An 18,904-nucleotide genomic window follows, 5' to 3' on the forward strand; every position below is an offset into this window, starting at 1 on the left:
GTCACTGATCCGCGGTCTGCATCCCGGCCCGGCTCGGCTTGCCCAGGGCCTGGGCAAAGAAGCGGCCGGCCTCGGCGATCAGATTGCGGTGGATGTCCTCGCGGTCGACGCCATCGGCGTCGGTGCACAAGGCCGGCATGCTCAGCAACTGCTCCTCGGTGCACGGCGCCATGAACACGAAGTGCCCGGCCCCGGCCAACAGCCTGAAGTCCGGCGCGACCGGCAGCTTGCGGGCCAAGGCCGCGGCGTTCTTATCCAGAGCCACCAGCTTGTCGACGTCGCCGCTGTACAGCAGCACCGGCACATGCACGCCGGACAGGGTCTGGCGCCCGAACTTCAGGCTCAGCGGCGCCATCAGCAGCAACGCATGGACCCGCGGGTCGGTGACCGGTTGCAGGTCGTCGCGATCGACGATCAGTTCGCCCTGGGTATTGCAGGCATCGTGATCGTCGGGGCGCTCCTGGCAGTAGCGGCGCAGGCGGTCCAGGTCGGGGGTAGCCCCGGACAGGATCAACGCCGTTTCGCCGCCGGCCGAGTAACCGATGACCCCGACCTGCCCGGCGTTGACGAAAGGCGACAGCATCGGGTCGGCCAGGGTCGCGGTGATGGCTTCGGAAATCTGGATCGGCCGGCCGTAGAGATTGCTCAGGGTCCCCAGCCGGCTGTGATCCTTGTAGTTGTCGCCCGGATGAATCACCGCCACCACCACGAAGCCCTTGCGCGCCAGCGAGGTGGCCAGGTCGTGCAGGGCCAGCGGCGTGCCGGTATTGCCATGGGACAGCATCAACAGCGGAAAACGGCCGATGGCGACCTTCGAATCCCGGGAGGCGGCGATCTGATAACCCTCGACCTTGCTGCTGTGTTCGATGCCAGTGGAGGGATAGAAGGCAATGGCGCGCATCGGCTGCTGGTCCAGCGGGTCGAGAAAACTCATCTCGTGGAAGCCCACGCTCCAGTGCGGATGGGGCGCGGGCGCGGCGTGCACGATAATCGGGCCGCCGAGCAGGCAGATCAGTGACATTGCCCAAAGACGCATCATGGATGCACCACCTTCCCTACCTGATGAAAACGCCGGTTCATTGCTTCACTGGCCAGGAATTCGCTGGCCTGTTGCCTGGAGCTGTCGGGCCTGGTCAAGCCACTGCATAACCCGAGCCAGAACAAATAGCACGAACACGAAAAACTCCGTATTCCGCTGCCTGGAGGGCATCAGAATACAGAGTTTAAAGGGCATTGCCTGGGGCGTAAGCGACTTTTACACAAGCCTTACGCGGCAGCGAAAAGTTGCTCGCTGATGTGCGTCCGGGCGTCGCTCAGGGCCTTGTTGCGGACTTCGTCGCCATAAGCCAGGCCGTGGGCGCGAACGAATTCGATATCGGTGATGCCGAGGAAGCCGAACAGCACTTTCAGGTAATCCTCGTGCGCCACGCCAGTGGCTTGGCCGGCGTGCAGGCCGCCCGCGGTGGAGACCACTACGACTTTCTTGCCACCGCACAGGCCTTCAGGACCGGCTTCGGTGTAGCGGAAGGTCTGGCCGGCGACGGCGATGCGGTCGATCCAGGCCTTGAGTTGGGTCGGGATGGTGAAGTTGTACATAGGCGCGGCGATCACTACAGCGTCGGCGGCCTGGAATTCGGCGAGGGTCGAAGCGCTCAGTTCGGCTTCGTGCTGCTGGGCAGCGTTGCGCACTTCGGCCGGGGTACCGGCGGCCACCAGGGTGGCGGAGCTGAAATGGCTGATGGCATCGGCGGCCAGGTCGCGGTAGGTCACTTCAACGCTGGCATCGGCGTTTTTCCAGGCCTTGACCACGCTTTCACTCAACTGACGGGAAGCCGAGTTGTCACCAAGGATGCTCGAATCGATATGCAACAGTTTCATCTGGGATTCTCCAAGTGAGGATCGCCACCGGGCGATCAATTGAGGACAATCCTACAGGTGAAACCAATAGCTGATTAGTCGGCATAAATGCGATAGTTTGTCCCATCAGCAGGACAGTAGAGTCAGGATATGCAAGACCTCAACGATCTTTATTACTTTGCCAAGGTGGTGGAAGCCGGTGGTTTCGCCGCCGCCGGGCGTTTACTGGGGGTGCCAAAATCCCGTTTGTCGCGGCGTATCGCCGAACTGGAAGAACGCCTGCACACCCGATTGCTGCAACGCACCACCCGCCAACTGAAGCTGACCGCAGTCGGCGAACGTTATCTGCGTCACTGCCAGGCCATGCTGCTGGAAGCGGAAATGGCCGACGAGGCCGTGGCCAGCATGTCCAGCGAACCTCGCGGGCGCCTGCGGGTGTCCTGCCCGGTGGGCCTGGCTCATCATATGTTGCCGACCGTTATCAGCTCGTTCCTCGAGCAATATCCCCAGGTCCAGCTGGACATGCAGCTGCTCAACCGCCGGGTCGACGTGGTCGCCGAAGGCATCGACGTGGCGCTGCGGGTTCGCGAGCATGGCGACGAAGACCCCTTGCTGGTAACCCGCCGCCTGCGCCAGGCGCAGACCGTGATGGTCGCCAGCCCGGGGTTCGCCCGGGAATGGCCGATCCACAGTCCCGAAGACCTGCACAAGGTGCCGGTGCTGGGAGCCCTGGAGGCCGACCGCATGGTGCATTTGCGCCTGCTCGACGCCCAGGGCGAGAAATGCGACCTGGTCCTGGAGGCGCGCCTGGGCATCGACGACTTTCTGGTGCGCCGTTCCTGCGCCCTCGCCGGCCTTGGCTGTACCATCCTGCCGATGATGTATTGCGAGGAAGAACTGCAGGCCGGGCAACTGGTGCAACTGCTGCCCGAGTGGTCGCTGCCTGGCGGTTGGCTGCAGGCGGTCTACCCTCACCGGCGCGGTGTATTGCCAGCGGTAAGGGCCTGGATCGAGCATGTCAGCGAAGCGTTCAAAGGCTGCGGGGACCGCACACTGTGACAGCGCGACAAAAGGAAAAAACCATGACTGAAGCGGATGTGGCGCAATTCTGCCTGGACTTGCCGGGCGCGCGCGAAGACTACAAATGGGGCGGCGTGCGGGTGTTTTCCGTGGCCGGCAACAAGATGTTCGCCCTGCAGAACCTGCGGGGCGAGTCACTGGCGTTCAAGGTGGACAAGGAGCTGTTCCTCGGCCATGTCGACCGTCCCGGCATCGCGCCGGCGCCGTACCTGGCCCGGGCGCACTGGATCATCATGCAGACGCCCTACCCGCTGGGCGCCGGCGAACTGCGGGACTTGCTGCGGCGTTCGCACCAGTTGGTGGTGAGCAAGCTGCCCAAGCGGGTACAGGTAGGCCTGTTGCTTTAGAACAGCGAGAACAGGCTGCCTTCGAGAAACAGCCGGTCGATCCAGAACACCTGGTGCAGCAGCACGATCAGCCAGAACACCAGTTGATAGGACAGCTTGCGGGTCTTGTGGCGAAACGCCTGTTGCGCCAGCAAGGCGCCTGGCCAGCCACCGGCCAGCTCCACGGCGTGCAAGACGTTTTCCGGGGTCCGCCAGCTGTCGCTGCGGGCCTTGCGCTTGTCGCTCCAATAGAGGAAGAACGTCAGCACGCTGACCGCGCCGTAGGCCGCCAGCGGTACCCAGGAAATCCCCTTCACGCCCAACAGCAGCGAACCGCACAGCGGTAAGGCGCAGAGCAGCAGGAAGATCACCGCCTTGAGCCTTGGCTGCTGGATCCGAGCCCCGGCGACTTCGCCGGGGCGGTTCTGATTGCGTGCGTTCATCAGGAATGGACCGAGGTCCAGTCGACCCAACCGAACTGCCAGGTGGCGAGGATCACCAGGCCGAAGGCAATGCGGTACCAGGCAAAGGCCGCGTAGCTGTGGTTGGCAATGAACTTGAGCAGGCCCCTGACCGCGATCATCGCGAAGATGAACGAGGTGATGAAGCCGATGGCGAACACCGGCAGGTCGTCCGGCTGGAACAGATTGCGGTACTTGTAGCCCGAGTAGACCGCGGCACCGACCATGGTCGGCATAGCCAGGAAGAACGAGAACTCGGTGGCGGTCTTGCGCGACAGGCCGAACAACAGGCCGCCGATGATGGTGGAACCCGAGCGCGAGGTGCCTGGAATCATCGCCAGGCACTGGGCGAAACCGACCTTCAAGGCATCTTTCCAGCTGATCTCGTCCACCGTGTTGGCATGTATTTCATGCTGCCGGCGTTCGGCCCAGAGCATGACCACGCCCCCCACCACCAGCGCCGTGGCGACGGTGATCGGGTTGAACAGGTATTCATGGATCAGGTCGGCGAAAATCACCCCCAGCACCACGGCGGGCAGGAAGGCGATCAGCAGGTTGATGGTGAAACGCTGGGCGTTGCGCTGGGTCGGCAGGCCGGTGACCACGTCGAGGATCTTGCGGCGAAACTCCCAGACCACCGCGAGAATGGCCCCCAGCTGAATGATGATGTTGAACGCCATGGCGCGCTCGCCACCGAAGTTGAGCAAGTCGGCAACGATAATCTGGTGGCCCGTGCTGCTGATGGGCAGAAACTCCGTCAGCCCTTCCACAATCCCTAAAATCAATGCCTGTACGGCAGTCCAAAGCTCCATCAATCCCCCGAAGGTCATGCCGTGGCATGCCTCTTAGTTTTTCTTCAATGTTCACTGACACGTGCGTCGCGACTTCGCAGCCGCAATAGGATCATCATCGCCCCTGAAAATTCCGTGAAAAATCAGCCGGATTCAGGTTTTTCGCGATGAGGCCGAAATCCTAGCAGACATACTCGATAAACGCTGTCGCGTTGAGAGAATCAGCGGGACCGGACTGCAAGGAGCGCATGACGGATGTACGGAGTGTTTCTATTACAAGAACAACAATCGGGAGTGACAGATTCATGAACAGCTTACGCAGAATGTCGATCAGCCGCCGGCTGTGGCTCATCCTGATTGTCGCGGTACTGATGCTGATGACCCTGGGCATGTTGATGCTCAAGCAGATCCACGACGACCTGTACCAGGCCAAGGCGCAGAAGACCCAGCATGTGGTGCAGACCGCCAACGGTGTGCTGGCCTATTTCCAGGGCCTGGAAAGCGCCGGCAGCCTCGATCGCGCGACGGCGCAGAAGCAGGCGTTGAGTGCCATACGCAACCTGCGCTATGACCAGAGCGACTACTTCTGGATCAACGACCTGGCCCCGGTCATGGTCATGCACCCGACCAACCCCAAGCTCGACGGCCAGAACCTCGCGGCCATTCGCGACCCGGACGGCTTTGCCGTGTTCAACGAAATGGTGGCCATCGCCAAGGCCAAGGGCGCCGGCATGGTCAACTATCGCTGGCCGAAACCGGGCGCCAGCGAGCCGGTGCAGAAGACCTCCTATGTCCAACTGTTCCAGCCCTGGGGCTGGATCATCGGTTCGGGGGTGTACATCGATGACGTGCAGGCCGAGTTCCGCAGCCAGGTGGTGAAGGCCTCGGTCGTCGGTATCGCCATTGCCCTGCTCATGGCCCTGCTGGTGTTGCTGATCGCCCGCAGCATCGTCCGCCCGCTGCAGGAAACCGTGCACGCCATGGCCAATATCGCCAGCGGCGAAAGCGACCTGACTCGCACCCTCGACACCCACGGCCAGGACGAAGTCACCGAACTGGCCCGGCACTTCAACGGTTTCACCGCCAAGCTGCGTCTTGTAGTCAGCCAGCTGCAGGTATCGGCCGCAGCCCTGGCGCAGTCCTCCACCGACCTGGGCAGCAATGCCAGCCAGGCCCAGGAACGCAGCCAGCAGCAGTCGCAGCAGATGGAGCTGGTGGCCACCGCCATCAACGAAGTGACCTACGGCGTACAGGACGTGGCAAAGAACGCCGAACACGCCGCCAGCGAGATGCGCGACGCTGAAGCCCAGGCCCAGCAGGGCCAGGTCAATATCGACGGCAGCCTGCAACAGATCGACCGGCTCTCGGGCACCATCGACCAGGCCGTGGAAGTGATTCGCACCCTGGCCCAGGAAAGCACCCAGATCGGCAGCGTGCTGGAGGTGATCCACTCGATCGCCGAGCAGACCAACCTGCTGGCGCTCAACGCGGCGATCGAAGCCGCCCGCGCAGGCGAACAGGGCCGCGGGTTCGCCGTGGTGGCCGATGAGGTGCGCCTGCTGGCCCAGCGGACGCAGAAGTCCACCGCCGAGATCCAGTCGATGATCGAGCGCCTGCAAGGGCACTCGGAAGCCGCGGTGAAGGTCATCGGCGACAGCAGCCGGGCTTCGCAACAGACCATCGAGCAGGCCGGGCTGGCCGGTGAAAGCCTGAACGCCATTGGCCAGGCCCTGCGCAACCTCAACGGGCTGAACGCCTCGATTGCCAGCGCCACGTTGCAACAGGCCCATGTGGTCGAAGACATCAACCAGAACGTGACCCAGGCCGCCGGCCTGTCCCACAGCACCGCCCTGGCGGCCGAGCAGTCCAGTGCCGCCAGCCTGCACCTCAAGGAACTGAGCGAGCAGCTCAACGGCCTGTTGCGCCAGTTCCGGGTCTGAAGCTGACCGTGGCGGGGTTTTCGCCCCGCCACGGTTGCCGGCCTTCACTAACATGCAAGGCCGCTTCTGGTTACAATCCGCACCCTCCTCCGCTTCCAGGTAGTTTTCATGTCCGGGCTTGAACTGTTCGCCGCCGCACTCGGCGTGATCGCCGTCTGGCTGACAGTCAGACAGAACCCCTGGTGCTGGCCGATCGGCCTGGTCATGGTGCTGCTGTACAGCTGGATCTTCTTCGAGGTGAAGCTGTATTCGGACATGCTGCTGCAAGTGGTCTACGCCGCCCTGCAACTCTATGGCTGGTGGCAGTGGACCCGCGGTGGCGCCAGTCATCAGGGCCGTCCGGTCAGCCTGCTGGCGCCACGCTCGATGCTGCTGGGCCTGAGCCTCGGGGCTATCGGCAGCCTGCTGTTGGGGGCCGCCATGGCCCATTGGACCGATGCCGCGCAACCCTGGCTGGACGCCGCGCTGACCGGCTTCAGCCTGGTGGCGCAGTGGTGGATGGCGCAGAAGCGTGTGCAATGCTGGCCGCTGTGGATTGCCGTCGACGTGATTTTTGTCGGCCTGTTCATCTACAAGGACCTGTACCTGACGGCGGCCCTGTACGGGCTGTTCACCTTGCTGGCCGTGCAGGGCTGGCGCGCCTGGCGGGCCGACTCAGCGTTGCGCCCGGCATGAAGGTCCTGGTGTTGACCGGCCCCGAGTCCAGCGGCAAAAGCTGGCTCAGCGGCCACTTGCAGGCACGCTTCGGCGGCATCCAGGTGGGCGAGTACGTTCGCCATTTCATCGAGCAGCAGCGACGCGATACCTGCCTGGCGGATATCCCGGAGATCGCCCGCGGCCAGTTGGCCTGGGAGGACCAGGCCCGGGCACAACAGCCGCCGCTGCTGATTCTCGACACGCACCTGCTGAGCAATATGCTCTGGAGCCAGACCCTGTTCGGCGCCTGCCCGGACTGGCTGGAGCCCGAGCTGCTGGCTCGCGGCTACGATCTTCACCTGCTACTCTCCCCCGAAGATGTCGGCTGGAGCAACGACGGCCAGCGCTGCCAACCCCAACTGAGCGAGCGCCTGGCCTTCTTCAAGGCCACCGGTGATTGGCTGGTGCAACACCAGCAGCCCTTCGAAGTGATTCGCGGCGACTGGGAAACCCGTCGACAACGGGCATTCGAGCGGGTCGAGCGTTTACTTCAGGGTTAGCCGAATCCCTTTCCTGTCCGCTTTTTTTCTCCTCTGCTGGCGAGAAAAACGTCCATCCCTGAAACACCCGCCGCTGCGCAGAACGGCCAAATCAAAGGGCTTCTCATTGCCCTTCTGCCATCTGTTAAAACGCTGATACAACCCGCCGCGAGCCCCCCGATCCAGAGCCTCGCCACGGCCATACCGGGCTGTCGAAGGCGATACTGGTCTCATCGTTGAAACACCCCTGCCCCGGCAACACACCTGGTTATTCGTAACCTGTTGAATTTTTGAAACAATCGAAAAGCGGCACGGCTTCTGCTCTCTACCCTGGCAACGCTGACTAGGGCCAGCGAAGAAGAAGGGAATGCTGCCGTGGAGAATCTCAATTCAGCTCTGACCCACCTCCTGCTGATCGGCTGTGCCATCGGCTCGCTGCTCAGCCTCCCGGTCCAGGCTGCCGACGACATCAGGGACGGCAGGATCGTTCTCGACCGCGACGTTCAACCTCGTAGCGTCGGCCGCCCTCCGCTGCATCCTGACCCCTACCCGACCACCGTCAATGCCAACCCATCGGCCCGGGTCAAACAGATGACCAGCAACACCGAATTGAGCGACGGTGATTTTGCCGGGGTCAGCAGCGGTTCCACGATCAGCAGCAGCGTCATGCCCAACGGCGTCAACCTGCAGGGGCTGAACAGCGTCACCAACCCCAACGGCCTGACCGGCATGAGTGCCGGCCACGGCGGCGGTAGCGGTGGCGCCATCTCCGGCGCCATCAACCGCTCGCTGAATTCTGGCCTGGCTCCTTTGGGCAGAATGGCCGGAGGCCAATGAGATGACTCGTACCCTCGTATGGCTTGCACTGTTCGGCTGCGCTTCGGTGATGGCCGACCCAGGCATCCAGGCGGTGGACACCGCCACCCTTCACAACTCCGGCGCCCGCTACAACGGCAACTTCAACGTCAACCAGGCCGCCGGCGACCAGCAGCAACAGACCAACACACGCGCCATTGCCATCGGCACCGACGCCCAGGCCACCACTGTGGTCCGGCAGAAGCTCGGCACACCGGCCAGCAGCGCGATCGACGCCAGCAGCAACATCGGCGGCAACGCTTTCAGCAATGGCAACGGGGTCCTGGGCGTGAACCAGGGAGCCGGCGCCAACAACCAGATGATCAACGCAATGCGGGTGAGCATCAGTGCCCAGCCGCAAAGCATCGACGACAGCGTCCTGTCCCAACAGAACGTGGCGCTGTTACCAGGCTCGGGAGCAACTGACGCTTCCAAAGGCAGCCGCCAGGTCGTTACCAGCGACCAGGCCTTCACCGGCAGCCGGGGAGTGATTCAGGTGAACCAGAGTGCCGGGGTGGGGAACCGAATGGCTAACACCCTGAGCATACGGGTCGCTGACTGACCCGCAGCAGTGCGATTGGAAAGTACCAACACTTAACCAACTAATAAGCACGGAGAAACACCATGAAACCTACAATGGCTCTCAAGCCACTGGTTTTTGCACTTGCCGCAGTGATGGCAATCGCTGCACATGCAGGTGGTAATGACGACAACCACGGAGGTCACGGTGGTCATGGCGGCCACGGTGGCCATGGCGGTCACAATGGTCACCACGGCGGTCACGGTGGCCATGGCGGACACGGCGGACACGGCGGCCAAGACCTCAACACCCAGCTGCAAATCACCGCCGGGGCTGTGGCCAACGTGACCGATGAGCAGTACAGCTCGGGCAACAGCGTCAGCAACCGCGGCACCGAAAACAACGCCGACGCCAGCGACTCGATGAACAACTCCAACGGCAACATGGGCGCCAACGTGGCTGCCGGCGACGGCAACCAGCAAGACAACGCCGTCGCCCTGGCCACCGCCGATGAAAGCTTCATCTTCGGCAGCGCGGTAGCCACTTCCAGCGCGACCCAGACCAACACCAACAACACGGTGAAAAACTGGTCCACGCAAAACAGCGCAACACTCGACAATGCTGGCAACGGCGGCTCCGGCAACATCGGCATCAACGTCACCGCCGGTGACTTCAACCAACAGAAAAACAACCTGGCAATCGCCGTATCCGGCGGACGCGTAGCGACTGCGTCAGCTTCGGCCGACCAGACCTCCACTGGCCTGGACGTGGACAACAAGGGCGTGCGCACCTACAAAAAAGAAACCCTCAGAGGCGAGTTCGAGGCCAACGGCACCTACAAAGGCACCGGCTACGGCAAGATCCAGGGCGACGACGATCACCATGGCGGTGGTCATCATGGCTACAACGACGACCGTCGTGGCGGCCACGATAACGACGATCAGAAATTCACCTTCAAGGAACAAGGCACGATCGAACTTTCCGGCGTCTGGACCAAGCAAGTGCTGACCAAAGACGGCTGGAAAAACCCTGTGATCAACAACGCGTCGATGTCTGGCTCGATGAACGGCTTCTCCGGCAACGGCGGTGCCAACGTCTCGGCGGGGGTCGGCAACCAACAAAGCAACTCGCTGTCCATCGCTGCCGGCTGCAGAGCCTGCCTGTAATCACGAGAGTGACGAAAGCCCCGGAAACGGGGCTTTTCCACCGTCCCACAAGGCGTAGCGATCATGCGAATGGCGACCTTTTCCCTTTTGCTTTGCCTGACCGGCCTGGCTCAGGCCGCGCAGATGCCGGTGGCCGTGTTGCCTGGCGGCAACCTGGTGTACAAGCAGGTGCAGAGCGTGCGGGAGCGCAAATTCGCCGACCTGGTCGAGCAGAAAACCGACTTCAGTTGCGGCGCCGCCGCGCTGGCGACGGTGCTGCGCCAGGCCTACTGGCTCGACGTCGATGAGGAGCACGTCATCAAAGGCATGCTGGCCACCGCTGACCAGGACCTTGTGCGTACCCAGGGCTTCTCCATGCTGGACATGAAGCGCTACCTGGAAAGCATCGGCATGCGCGCCCGGGGCTACCGGATACCTCCCGACAAACTGCAGGCGGTCTCCATTCCGGTGGTGGTACTGATGGACATTCGTGGTTACAAGCACTTCGTGGTCATGCAGCGGGCGCAGAAAGACTGGGTCTATATCGGCGACCCCGTCCTCGGCCATAAACGCTACTCCCACGAAGACTTTGTCAAAGGCTGGAACGGTATCGTCTTCGCCATCGTCGGCCCCGGCTACGACAAGGCCAACGCCTTGCGCGACCCGCCCAACCCGCTGACGGCCAAGAACAAGCTGGATACCTTCAACCCGGTCAAAGACGCAGAACTGATGGAATTCGGTTTCATTCAGAGCGACTTCTTCTAGGGTCGCCCTAAGGATAAAGGGGCAGGATGCTCCGGGAGCAGCAGATGAAAAGCGCTTACTGGCTGGCCGCTGCCTGCCTGGTCACAAGTTTTCCTGCGTACGCCAACGCAGGGTTCAAGCCTATAGAAATCAAGGACCAGGAACTCTCCGAGCTCCGCGGTCGCTACGTCATGCCAGGGCGGATCATCAGCTTCGGCATTGTCATGAGCAGCACCTGGCGCAATGCCTCGGGCGATCTGATCGGCGCCACGACCACCATGCAGATCCAGCAATCGACGATCAAGCCGGAATTCTATGTCTCCACGATCACCGAAAGCGGCAACGGCTCGACGCCGACCCAGGGCTCGGGCAACGTGATCGGTGGCGCGGGCCTGGCCACCACCCAAGGGGTGACCCAGAGCGTACGCGCGGCGGGCGATGGCAATAGCGCCTATAACAACGTCTCCATCGACGTCAAGGAAGCCAGGCATGCCCCGGCGCTGGTGCCGGCGCAGGGCCAGCTGTTGATGAGCGGGCAAACCATCAGCGGCAGCAATGCCGCGGGCAGCGTGGCCGTGTCCGCCACCGGTGGCGGCATCCAGATGGCCATCCAGGCCAGCAACAACCAGGGCTCAGCCCTGCAACAAGTGGCCCAGGGCGGCTTGCTGCAGAACACCCGCCTGCTGGGCGACAGCAACCTGGTCAGCAACCTGACCCAACTGAACGTGGTGCTCAACAACAATGGGGCGAGCGCCGGCGCGTTGGACTGCAACCTGACCCAGCTCAAGGGCCTTCGCAACCTGGGATATTGAACTACGCTGATTCTCGATCATTAGGCTTAAAGGGACGGCTTATTCATGTATCGATCAGTCTCGCTGCGCGCAGTTGTATGTTTGAGCACGCTCTTTCCGGCAGCGCTGCTGCAGGCAGCGCCGGATGCCGACGTAGAGGCCCTGAAACAAGAATTACTGGAGCTTAAGCAACGTTACGAAGTGCAGCAGAAAGCACTGGCGGTATTGGAACAACGGGTACGCCAGGTCGAGGAGCAACCGGCGGCGCCACCACCGAAACGCCTGGCCAAGTCGCCAGCGGACATGCGTGGCAACCAGCAGGTGGCCGGGACCACGAGCCAAGGCCCGACCCCGGCCGGCGGCAGTTCCTACGGGGAATCGCTCAAGGATGATTCACAACCGGCGCAGAGTGTGTCCAACCTGTACGACGAAGCCAGCGGCTTCTTCGGCGGCGGCAAGTTCAGTGTCGAGACCGGCCTGACCTACTCCCGTTATGACACCCGGCAGCTGATTCTCAACGGCTTCCTGGCGCTGGACTCGATCTTCCTCGGCGACATCAACCTGGACCGGATCAAGGCCGACAACTGGACCCTCGACCTCACGGCCCGCTACAACCTGGACAACCGTTGGCAGTTCGACGTCAACGTGCCGGTGGTCTACCGCGAATCGACCTACCAGTCCGGCGGCGCGCAGAACGGCGCGGCGGGCGTCACCAGCGAAAAGACCGTGTCCAAGGACCCGACCCTCGGCGACGTGAACTTCGGCATCGCCTACAAATTCCTCGACGAATCGGTCAATACCCCGGACGCGGTGTTGACCCTGCGCGTCAAGGCGCCGACCGGCGAAGAGCCGTTCGGCATCAAGCTGCGCCAGGTCCAGGACAACACCAACCTGTTCGTCCCGGATGACCTGCCGACCGGTAACGGCGTCTGGTCGATCACCCCCGGCATCTCGCTGGTCAAGACCTTCGACCCGGCGGTGTTGTTCGGCACCCTCTCCTACACCCACAACCTGGAAGAATCGTTCGACGACATCAGCTCCACGGTCAACTTGAAGACCCCGGGCAAGGTCAAGCTCGGCGACAGCTTCCAGATCGGCATGGGCATCGCCTTCGCCCTGAACGAGAAGATGAGTATGTCGTTCTCCTTCTCGGACCTGATCCAGCGCAAGAGCAAGCTCAAGGAAGATGGCCAGGACTGGCAGTCCGTGGTGTCCAGCGACGCCAACGCCGGTTACTTCAACGTCGGCATGACGGTGGCGGCCACCGACAACCTGACCATAGTGCCCAACCTGTCCATCGGCCTGACCGACGATGCGCCGGACTTCACCTTCAGCTTGAAATTCCCCTACTACTTCTAAACACCAACCAAAAAAGGCCCGCGGCGATCATCTCGCCGCGGGCCTTTTCGTCGCACCGCCCTAGCGGATCTGATGCTTGTGCAGCAACCGGTAGAAGGTCGGGCGCGATACGCCCAGCACCCTGGCCGCGACGCTCAGGTTGTCGCTGTGCCGATTCAACACATCGCACAGGGCCTGGCGCTCGGCCCGGTGCTTGTAGTCCTCCAGCGTGCCCATGGGCGCGATGCTGGCCTGCGGACTGAGCAGACCCAGGTCCCGGGCTTCGATCTGCCGGCCCTCGGCCAGTACCAGGCCGCGCCGCACCCGGTTGGCCAGCTCGCGGACATTGCCCGGCCAGTCGTGCTTGCCCATGGCCACCAGCGCGTCTTCGCTGAAACTGCGCGGTCGGCGCCCGGTTTCCTGGCTATAGAAGTGAGAAAAGTGACTGGCCAGCATGCCGATATCGCCATGCCGTTCGCGCAATGGCGCGGTGACCACCTGCAACACATTCAGGCGGTAATACAGGTCTTCGCGAAAGCGCCCCTTGTCGATCGCCGCCTCGAGGTCGACGTGAGTCGCCGCCAACACCCGTACATCCACCGGAATCGGCTGGCTGCCACCCACCCGTTCAATGTGTTTTTCCTGCAAAAAGCGCAACAGATTGGCCTGCAGCTCCAGCGGCAGGTCGCCGATTTCGTCGAGAAACAGGGTGCCGCCGTGGGCCGCCTCGATACGCCCGACCTTGCGTTGATGGGCGCCGGTGAACGCGCCCTTCTCATGGCCGAACAGTTCGGACTGGATCAGGTGCTCGGGGATCGCCCCGCAGTTGATCGCCACGAAGGGTTTGCTGTGGCGCTGCGACTGGCGGTGCAGGGTCCTGGCCACCAGCTCCTTGCCCGTACCGCTTTCGCCGCGAATCAGTACCGGCGACTCGGTGGGCGCCAGCTTGCTCAAGAGCTTGCGCAAGTCGCGGATCGGTCGGCTGTCGCCCAGCAACTCATGCTCGGGCTGAGCGACATGAATATGCCCCTGGCCACGCAGGCGGGCCATGCCGAAAGCCCGTCCGAGCGTCACCTGGACCCGCGAGACATCGAACGGCAGGGTGTGGAAATCGAAAAACCACTCGCAAACGAAATCGCCGACCTTCTGCAGGCGCAGCACGTCCGGACTGAGCACCGCAATCCACTCGGTACCGCTGCGGCTGATCAGGTCCTTGACCGCTTCCGGTCGCTCCAGGTGAAAAGCCTGCAAACGCAGCAAGCCGACGTCACAGCCGCGATCGACGGCCGATTCCAGGTCACAACTGTCGACATCCCAGCCCACCGTGCGTAATCCAGGCAGCAGACGATGGCAATCGTCGCACGGGTCAACCACTAAAAGGCGGCGTAAGGCGGTCGCTTCAAGCATGACTGTTCCTTGGCGCCAAAAAGAGGAAAAGTTATTAGAAACAGTAGTTTGGCAAACCTGGCTGTAACATTAGCAATTACTTGACGCTGTCTTGTATCGATTGTTTATAGCACCAATCACCATTTGGACTAACCCTTAGATGGATCCAAAAGCCCGGTTTAATTGCCTGCGCCAATCTTTCATTCAGCTTTCAAAAGAAGGCTCTGAATCGCGGGTGTGAACAAAAGTTGTAAATTCTGGTCTTTCTATGTGACCTGATCCCTGGTTCGAGACATCAGTACAAGTAACCAGCCGAACGGTAAGCCCAACCGACGGCACATCATTTGATTGGGCACATAGAGAGAAGACCCCATGAACGCCCCGCTCCGTATCAACGAAGCACTTTTGATCGCCGACCGCGCATTCCAGCCATTTCAATGCGTCGCCTGGGCCCCACAAGACGGTAACGGCGAACTGAGCCTGACCGTCATCGACCGCACCAATACCCGTATTGGCCGCAAACAGATTCCAAGCAGCGCCTACTCCGACCCGGCGCAACTGGAAGACCTGCTGAAACAGGCCCGCGCCGAACTGAGCCAGGAAGGTTACACACTGCAATCCTGGGCCATGCCAGAGTAAGAACACGAACGCAGATCACCTTCGGGTGATCTGCGTTATTTTGTCGCAGTTGATATAGCCGCACTTTAGCCAGTTGGCAGAAAGTTCAACTTTCGCGGCCTGACTTGCCTCTCTCCCGCCTGTTTCAAGGCGAGTCTCCAGACACTCGTTAAAACCTCTTTATTACCGCCTTAGTCCGCGCCTGACATGGCGCTTTAGTATCTGCCGCACATCCCTCGCCAGGTGCCCCCGGCACTCGAGTGTTCCTGAACGAGGGCTGTATCTTGAAACGCCTTACTTCAAACCGCCAAAACGCCGATAGAAACTTTCGCCCACGTCGGGCAGCGGACCGTCGGCGTTTTCCAGTGCGTCGTTGAGCCATTCCTCAGCCTTGGCGTAGATCAGGCGATAGATGTTGCGGCAGAGCTGGCGCGCCGCCCGGCCTTCCCAGTCGCCAGGCAGCAATTCGTCCGGCAACTGCGGGTCGCGCAGCAGCAGTTTGCGGTACTCGTGAATCAGCAGCAGGCGCGCCAGGAAACAATCGGCCGGTTGCAGTTGCTCCTGCTCGCGCAGCGCTTGCCACAGCGGCCGGAACAGCTGGATGAACTCACTGTAGTGAGCCGCCAGCTCATCGATGTTCCAGCTTTCGCGCACCTGCAAGCGCAACGCCTTGGAGGCCAGCACGTCCTGGGCAGTGGTCTCGAACACAATGGTGTCTTCCTGGGCGCCAAGGTCCACCAGGGTCGCGTTGATGTCCGCCCGATCGCTGCGGGGACAGGCCAGCACCACCGGCGAAATCGCGCCAAAACCTTGCCATTCCAGCTCTTCGCGCACCTGCTTGCGCTTGTCCTGGCCAAGCTGCGACAGCATGACCAGGCACCAGGAACCATCCCAGGCCGGCACGCTGGCGTTATAGACCCGCTTGAAGGCCTTGTCGAAACGCCGGCGACCGGTACCGGTCAGGCTGTAATAGCTGCGGCGCCCGACTTTTTCGGCGCTCAGCCAGCCTTCCTTGGTCAGGCGAAAGATCGAGGTGCGGATCAGCCGCTCATTGATGCCGATGGGTTCGAGCAACTGGATCAGGCTGCCCAGCCATACCGTACCGCCGTGGGGTTCGATGGCATCGCCGTACAGGGTAATGATCAGGGAGCTGGCGCGAATCGGCGTCTGCTCCTGGAAACGGGTCACAAGATGATTCAACGGTGCTAGGGACGACATGGGCGTACCGGACAAAAAGGAAGAAATATACCGGGTTTCACCGGCTTGGAGTGGCCTGGAGCGCGCGACCCACTGTGCCCTGCTTGTTCACTGACCAGTATTTTTCGGGCGCAGGCCGCTGTCAGTGATGCGCGGGCGATTGGCTTCGGGTTCCGCGAGCGGCTCACAGACCTGCATCTGCTCCAGGCAGCGCCTGGCCAGCTGTTGATATTCACGGGTGCCGGCCTGCTTCCAGTGCAGCTCTTCGTCGCTGAGGCGGCGTTTGACACTGGCCGGGGCGCCCATGACCAGCGACTGCTCCGCACACTCGAAGCCGGCCTTGACGAAGGCCGCCGCGGACACGAAGCAGCGTGGCGCGATCCGGGCGTTGTCCATCACCACCGCGTTCATTCCCACCAGTGCATCGGCGCCGATCCGGCAGCCATGCAGCACCGCGCCATGGCCGATATGGCCGTTGCGCTCGACCACCGTGTCGCTGTCGGGAAAACCGTGCATCACACAGGTGTCCTGCAGGTTGGCCCCCTCCTCCAGCACGATCCGCCCGAAATCGCCGCGCAGGCTGGCCAGCGGGCCGATGTAGCAATGGGCACCGACTATCACGTCGCCGATCAGCACGGCGGACGGATGCACATAAGCACTGGGATGGACCACCGGGGTCAGGCCGTCGAGGCTGTAGCAGGTCATGAGGTACTCCTTGGCTAGGGCAGCAAGTCGAAACATTGCGCAAAGCGATGCCGCTCAGGATTTATTTTGTATCACATCAAGCTTAAACGAAAAAGCAAAAAAACAGTCTCACGTCTCTGCTCAGCGAAGGCCGCTAAGCAAAGGCCATAGCCCCAGTAAAATCTAGAAAATCACGACTTGATCGAGCCTCTTCGTCCTAGCGAAATCGATTCAAACCCTCAACATAAAGACACAACAATAGTATTTTTACGTTGCATTTATGTATCGCATTGGCGATATACTCGGCGAAAACCGGCTTCCCAGCCGATCCAATAATGACCCGGCCCTGCGCCGAGCGTGCACCGTGAGGGCATCCGCCATGCCTCAAACCCTTGCTGTCGAAAGCCTCGATGGCGGCGTTCGACTGATTACCCTGCAACGCCCCGCCGCCCTGAATGCCCTGACCAGCGAATTGCTCGGCGAACTGGCGGCCGCCCTGGACGTCGCCCAGGCCGATGACACTGTCCAGGTCGTGGTGCTGACCGGCAGCCGCAAGGCCTTCGCCGCCGGCGCCGACATCAATGAAATGGCCGAGCGCGATCTCACCGGCATCCTCAATGACCCGCGCCAGGCTTCCTGGCAGCGGATCACCGGCTTCAGCAAGCCTCTGATCGCCGCGGTCAATGGTTTCGCCCTCGGCGGCGGCTGCGAGCTGGCCATGCACGCCGACATCCTGATCGCCGGCGAGGACGCCCGTTTTGGCCAGCCGGAAATCAACCTCGGGATCATGCCCGGCGCCGGCGGCACCCAGCGCCTGCTGCGGGCGGTCGGCAAGTCCCTGGCCATGCAGATGGTCCTTGGCGGCGAGTCGATCGATGCCCGCCATGCCTTGCGCGCCGGCCTGGTCAGCGAAGTCACCCAACCGGAACTCACGGTCGAGCGTGCCTTGCAGTTGGCGCGGCTGATTGCCGGCAAGGCGCCGCTGGCCCTGCGCCTGGCCAAGGAGGCGCTGCTCAAGGCGCTGGACACCGACCTCGCCAGCGGCCTGCGCTTCGAGCGCCATGCCTTCACGGTACTGGCCGGCACCCGCGACCGCGAAGAAGGCATCCGTGCCTTCCAGGAAAAACGCCGGCCCAGCTTCACCGGCCACTAGGCCGCCGCAGCGGCCAACGACTCACACGACCTGTCAGAGAGCGCCAGAACATGAACTTCGAACACATCCTGTTTTCCGTCGAGGCAGGCGTCGCCCTCCTCAGCCTGAACCGCCCCGAGCAGCTCAACAGCTTCAATGCGCAGATGCATGGCGAGGTTCGCGAAGCGCTCAAGCAACTGCGCGCCAATCCCGAGGCCCGGGTGCTGCTGTTGACCGGCGAAGGCCGGGGTTTCTGCGCCGGTCAGGACCTGAGCGACCGCAACGTCGCCCCCGGCGCGGAGGTGCCGGACCTGGGCGAATCCATCGAGCGCTTCTACAACCCGCTGATCCGCCAGTTGCGCGACCTGCCGCTGCCGGTGATCTGCGCGGTGAACGGCGTGGCCGCCGGGGCCGGGGCCAACATTCCCCTGGCCTGCGACCTGGTACTGGCCGGTCGTTCGGCGAGCTTTATCCAGGCGTTCTGCAAGATCGGCCTGATCCCCGACTCCGGCGGCACCTGGACCTTGCCGCGCCTGGTCGGCATGGCGCGGGCCAAGGCCCTGGCCCTGCTGGGCAATCGCCTGACGGCCGAACAGGCCGAGCAATGGGGCCTGATCTATCGCTGCGTCGAAGATGCCGAATTGCGTGATGAGGCCCTCAAGCTTGCGCGCCACCTGGCCACCCAACCGACCTATGGCCTGGCACTGATCAAGCGCAGCCTCAACGCCAGCCTGAACAACAGCTTCGACGAACAGCTGGAACTGGAAAAAGACCTGCAACGCCTGGCCGGACGCAGCGAGGACTACCGCGAAGGCGTGAGCGCCTTCATGGACAAACGCACACCGACCTTCAAGGGGCGTTGAA

At 62.3% G+C, this 18,904-nt stretch carries 21 protein-coding genes; 14 read left to right on the forward strand and 7 right to left on the reverse strand.

From position 1 onward, the window contains the following. Position 1: 1 nt before the first annotated feature. Both AC07PQ_RS21760 and AC07PQ_RS21765 read right to left on the reverse strand, forming a co-directional pair. Positions 2 to 1,039 (reverse strand): alpha/beta hydrolase family protein, encoded by a 1,038-nt coding sequence (locus AC07PQ_RS21760; protein ID WP_493186236.1) that lies wholly within the window; start codon positions 1,037 to 1,039, stop codon positions 2 to 4. Positions 1,040 to 1,266: 227 nt separating this feature from the next. After that, positions 1,267 to 1,878 carry an FMN-dependent NADH-azoreductase gene (locus AC07PQ_RS21765; protein ID WP_007926437.1) on the reverse strand — a complete coding sequence of 204 codons (612 nt, stop codon included), beginning with the start codon at positions 1,876 to 1,878 and terminating at the stop codon, positions 1,267 to 1,269. A 129-nt stretch (positions 1,879 to 2,007) separates the two neighbouring features. Between AC07PQ_RS21765 and AC07PQ_RS21770 the strand changes: the two genes are divergently transcribed. After that, positions 2,008 to 2,916, forward strand: coding sequence for a LysR substrate-binding domain-containing protein (locus AC07PQ_RS21770; RefSeq protein WP_493186235.1), 909 nt, complete (start codon positions 2,008 to 2,010; stop codon positions 2,914 to 2,916). Positions 2,917 to 2,939: 23 nt separating this feature from the next. Next, a complete protein-coding gene (locus AC07PQ_RS21775) occupies positions 2,940 to 3,284 on the forward strand; it encodes an MmcQ/YjbR family DNA-binding protein (protein ID WP_007926440.1) in 345 nt (114 codons plus the stop codon). On the opposite strand, the gene AC07PQ_RS21780 is transcribed toward AC07PQ_RS21775, so the two are convergent. Both AC07PQ_RS21780 and AC07PQ_RS21785 read right to left on the reverse strand, forming a co-directional pair. Continuing rightward, entirely contained in the window at positions 3,281 to 3,706 is a 426-nt protein-coding gene (locus AC07PQ_RS21780; protein WP_007926442.1) for a DUF1294 domain-containing protein, read from the reverse strand. The genes AC07PQ_RS21775 and AC07PQ_RS21780 overlap by 4 nt on opposite strands. Beyond that, positions 3,706 to 4,536, reverse strand: coding sequence for an undecaprenyl-diphosphate phosphatase (locus tag AC07PQ_RS21785; protein ID WP_037034808.1), 831 nt, complete (start codon positions 4,534 to 4,536; stop codon positions 3,706 to 3,708). Before AC07PQ_RS21785 ends, AC07PQ_RS21780 begins: the two co-directional genes overlap by 1 nt. Positions 4,537 to 4,820: 284 nt before the next feature. Between AC07PQ_RS21785 and AC07PQ_RS21790 the strand changes: the two genes are divergently transcribed. The 9 genes from AC07PQ_RS21790 to fapF all read left to right on the forward strand — a co-directional run bounded on the left by AC07PQ_RS21790 (position 4,821) and on the right by fapF (position 13,044). Beyond that, on the forward strand, positions 4,821 to 6,455 hold the full coding sequence (locus AC07PQ_RS21790; protein ID WP_493186234.1) for a methyl-accepting chemotaxis protein: 1,635 nt from the start codon (positions 4,821 to 4,823) through the stop codon (positions 6,453 to 6,455). A 108-nt stretch (positions 6,456 to 6,563) separates the two neighbouring features. Continuing rightward, on the forward strand, positions 6,564 to 7,130 hold the full coding sequence (pnuC, locus tag AC07PQ_RS21795; protein ID WP_493186233.1) for a nicotinamide riboside transporter PnuC: 567 nt from the start codon (positions 6,564 to 6,566) through the stop codon (positions 7,128 to 7,130). Beyond that, positions 7,127 to 7,651 carry an AAA family ATPase gene (locus AC07PQ_RS21800; RefSeq protein ID WP_007926455.1) on the forward strand — a complete coding sequence of 175 codons (525 nt, stop codon included), beginning with the start codon at positions 7,127 to 7,129 and terminating at the stop codon, positions 7,649 to 7,651. Before pnuC ends, AC07PQ_RS21800 begins: the two co-directional genes overlap by 4 nt. Before the next feature lie 354 nt (positions 7,652 to 8,005). Further along, complete coding sequence (gene fapA, locus AC07PQ_RS21805; RefSeq protein WP_493186232.1) at positions 8,006 to 8,467, forward strand: functional amyloid chaperone FapA; 462 nt, start codon at positions 8,006 to 8,008, stop codon at positions 8,465 to 8,467. A 1-nt stretch (position 8,468) separates the two neighbouring features. Continuing rightward, complete coding sequence (fapB, locus tag AC07PQ_RS21810; RefSeq protein ID WP_007926468.1) at positions 8,469 to 9,047, forward strand: fibril amyloid subunit FapB; 579 nt, start codon at positions 8,469 to 8,471, stop codon at positions 9,045 to 9,047. A gap of 62 nt (positions 9,048 to 9,109) precedes the next feature. Next, the gene (gene fapC / locus AC07PQ_RS21815; RefSeq protein WP_493186231.1) at positions 9,110 to 10,171 is read left to right on the forward strand and encodes an amyloid-like fimbrin subunit FapC; all 1,062 of its coding nucleotides are present in this window, start codon (positions 9,110 to 9,112) and stop codon (positions 10,169 to 10,171) included. A gap of 63 nt (positions 10,172 to 10,234) precedes the next feature. After that, positions 10,235 to 10,915: a fibril amyloid maturation endopeptidase FapD gene (gene fapD, locus AC07PQ_RS21820; protein WP_087091044.1), complete on the forward strand. Its 681-nt coding sequence runs from the start codon at positions 10,235 to 10,237 to the stop codon at positions 10,913 to 10,915. 44 nt (positions 10,916 to 10,959) lie between these two features. Beyond that, positions 10,960 to 11,706, forward strand: coding sequence for a fibril amyloid subunit FapE (gene fapE, locus AC07PQ_RS21825; RefSeq protein WP_492570332.1), 747 nt, complete (start codon positions 10,960 to 10,962; stop codon positions 11,704 to 11,706). 45 nt (positions 11,707 to 11,751) lie between these two features. Then, positions 11,752 to 13,044 carry a fibril amyloid transporter FapF gene (gene fapF, locus AC07PQ_RS21830; protein ID WP_493186230.1) on the forward strand — a complete coding sequence of 431 codons (1,293 nt, stop codon included), beginning with the start codon at positions 11,752 to 11,754 and terminating at the stop codon, positions 13,042 to 13,044. A gap of 60 nt (positions 13,045 to 13,104) precedes the next feature. Here fapF and AC07PQ_RS21835 read toward each other — a convergent pair whose 3' ends face one another. Then, entirely contained in the window at positions 13,105 to 14,430 is a 1,326-nt protein-coding gene (locus AC07PQ_RS21835) for a sigma-54 dependent transcriptional regulator (RefSeq protein WP_007926478.1), read from the reverse strand. A 351-nt stretch (positions 14,431 to 14,781) separates the two neighbouring features. On the opposite strand from AC07PQ_RS21835, the gene AC07PQ_RS21840 reads away from it, so the two are divergent. Continuing rightward, positions 14,782 to 15,048 carry a hypothetical protein gene (locus tag AC07PQ_RS21840; RefSeq protein WP_007926479.1) on the forward strand — a complete coding sequence of 89 codons (267 nt, stop codon included), beginning with the start codon at positions 14,782 to 14,784 and terminating at the stop codon, positions 15,046 to 15,048. 273 nt (positions 15,049 to 15,321) lie between these two features. On the opposite strand, the gene paaX is transcribed toward AC07PQ_RS21840, so the two are convergent. Then, positions 15,322 to 16,245, reverse strand: a complete 924-nt coding sequence (gene paaX, locus AC07PQ_RS21845; protein ID WP_087091048.1) for a phenylacetic acid degradation operon negative regulatory protein PaaX — start codon at positions 16,243 to 16,245, stop codon at positions 15,322 to 15,324. A gap of 87 nt (positions 16,246 to 16,332) precedes the next feature. Continuing rightward, entirely contained in the window at positions 16,333 to 16,929 is a 597-nt protein-coding gene (paaY, locus tag AC07PQ_RS21850; protein ID WP_007926481.1) for a phenylacetic acid degradation protein PaaY, read from the reverse strand. Between the two features lie 358 nt (positions 16,930 to 17,287). Between paaY and paaF the strand changes: the two genes are divergently transcribed. Continuing rightward, positions 17,288 to 18,061, forward strand: coding sequence for a 2,3-dehydroadipyl-CoA hydratase PaaF (gene paaF / locus AC07PQ_RS21855; RefSeq protein WP_493186229.1), 774 nt, complete (start codon positions 17,288 to 17,290; stop codon positions 18,059 to 18,061). A 50-nt stretch (positions 18,062 to 18,111) separates the two neighbouring features. Continuing rightward, positions 18,112 to 18,903, forward strand: coding sequence for a 2-(1,2-epoxy-1,2-dihydrophenyl)acetyl-CoA isomerase PaaG (paaG, locus tag AC07PQ_RS21860; RefSeq protein ID WP_007926486.1), 792 nt, complete (start codon positions 18,112 to 18,114; stop codon positions 18,901 to 18,903). Position 18,904: the final 1 nt, after the last annotated feature.

Source organism: Pseudomonas sp. GW821-FHT09E12, assembly GCF_059416085.1.

Excerpts from the sequence above, each read along its gene's own strand:
- AC07PQ_RS21760 (WP_493186236.1), bottom strand. The coding sequence starts at position 1,039 with ATGATGCGTCTTTGGGCAATGTCACTGATCTGCCTGCTCGGCGGCCCG.
- AC07PQ_RS21765 (WP_007926437.1), bottom strand. The coding sequence starts at position 1,878 with ATGAAACTGTTGCATATCGATTCGAGCATCCTTGGTGACAACTCGGCT.
- AC07PQ_RS21770 (WP_493186235.1), top strand. The coding sequence starts at position 2,008 with ATGCAAGACCTCAACGATCTTTATTACTTTGCCAAGGTGGTGGAAGCC.
- AC07PQ_RS21775 (WP_007926440.1), top strand. The coding sequence starts at position 2,940 with ATGACTGAAGCGGATGTGGCGCAATTCTGCCTGGACTTGCCGGGCGCG.
- AC07PQ_RS21780 (WP_007926442.1), bottom strand. The coding sequence starts at position 3,706 with ATGAACGCACGCAATCAGAACCGCCCCGGCGAAGTCGCCGGGGCTCGG.
- AC07PQ_RS21785 (WP_037034808.1), bottom strand. The coding sequence starts at position 4,536 with ATGGAGCTTTGGACTGCCGTACAGGCATTGATTTTAGGGATTGTGGAA.
- AC07PQ_RS21790 (WP_493186234.1), top strand. The coding sequence starts at position 4,821 with ATGAACAGCTTACGCAGAATGTCGATCAGCCGCCGGCTGTGGCTCATC.
- pnuC (WP_493186233.1), top strand. The coding sequence starts at position 6,564 with ATGTCCGGGCTTGAACTGTTCGCCGCCGCACTCGGCGTGATCGCCGTC.
- AC07PQ_RS21800 (WP_007926455.1), top strand. The coding sequence starts at position 7,127 with ATGAAGGTCCTGGTGTTGACCGGCCCCGAGTCCAGCGGCAAAAGCTGG.
- fapB (WP_007926468.1), top strand. The coding sequence starts at position 8,469 with ATGACTCGTACCCTCGTATGGCTTGCACTGTTCGGCTGCGCTTCGGTG.
- fapC (WP_493186231.1), top strand. The coding sequence starts at position 9,110 with ATGAAACCTACAATGGCTCTCAAGCCACTGGTTTTTGCACTTGCCGCA.
- fapD (WP_087091044.1), top strand. The coding sequence starts at position 10,235 with ATGCGAATGGCGACCTTTTCCCTTTTGCTTTGCCTGACCGGCCTGGCT.
- fapE (WP_492570332.1), top strand. The coding sequence starts at position 10,960 with ATGAAAAGCGCTTACTGGCTGGCCGCTGCCTGCCTGGTCACAAGTTTT.
- fapF (WP_493186230.1), top strand. The coding sequence starts at position 11,752 with ATGTATCGATCAGTCTCGCTGCGCGCAGTTGTATGTTTGAGCACGCTC.
- AC07PQ_RS21835 (WP_007926478.1), bottom strand. The coding sequence starts at position 14,430 with ATGCTTGAAGCGACCGCCTTACGCCGCCTTTTAGTGGTTGACCCGTGC.
- AC07PQ_RS21840 (WP_007926479.1), top strand. The coding sequence starts at position 14,782 with ATGAACGCCCCGCTCCGTATCAACGAAGCACTTTTGATCGCCGACCGC.
- paaX (WP_087091048.1), bottom strand. The coding sequence starts at position 16,245 with ATGTCGTCCCTAGCACCGTTGAATCATCTTGTGACCCGTTTCCAGGAG.
- paaY (WP_007926481.1), bottom strand. The coding sequence starts at position 16,929 with ATGACCTGCTACAGCCTCGACGGCCTGACCCCGGTGGTCCATCCCAGT.
- paaF (WP_493186229.1), top strand. The coding sequence starts at position 17,288 with ATGCCTCAAACCCTTGCTGTCGAAAGCCTCGATGGCGGCGTTCGACTG.
- paaG (WP_007926486.1), top strand. The coding sequence starts at position 18,112 with ATGAACTTCGAACACATCCTGTTTTCCGTCGAGGCAGGCGTCGCCCTC.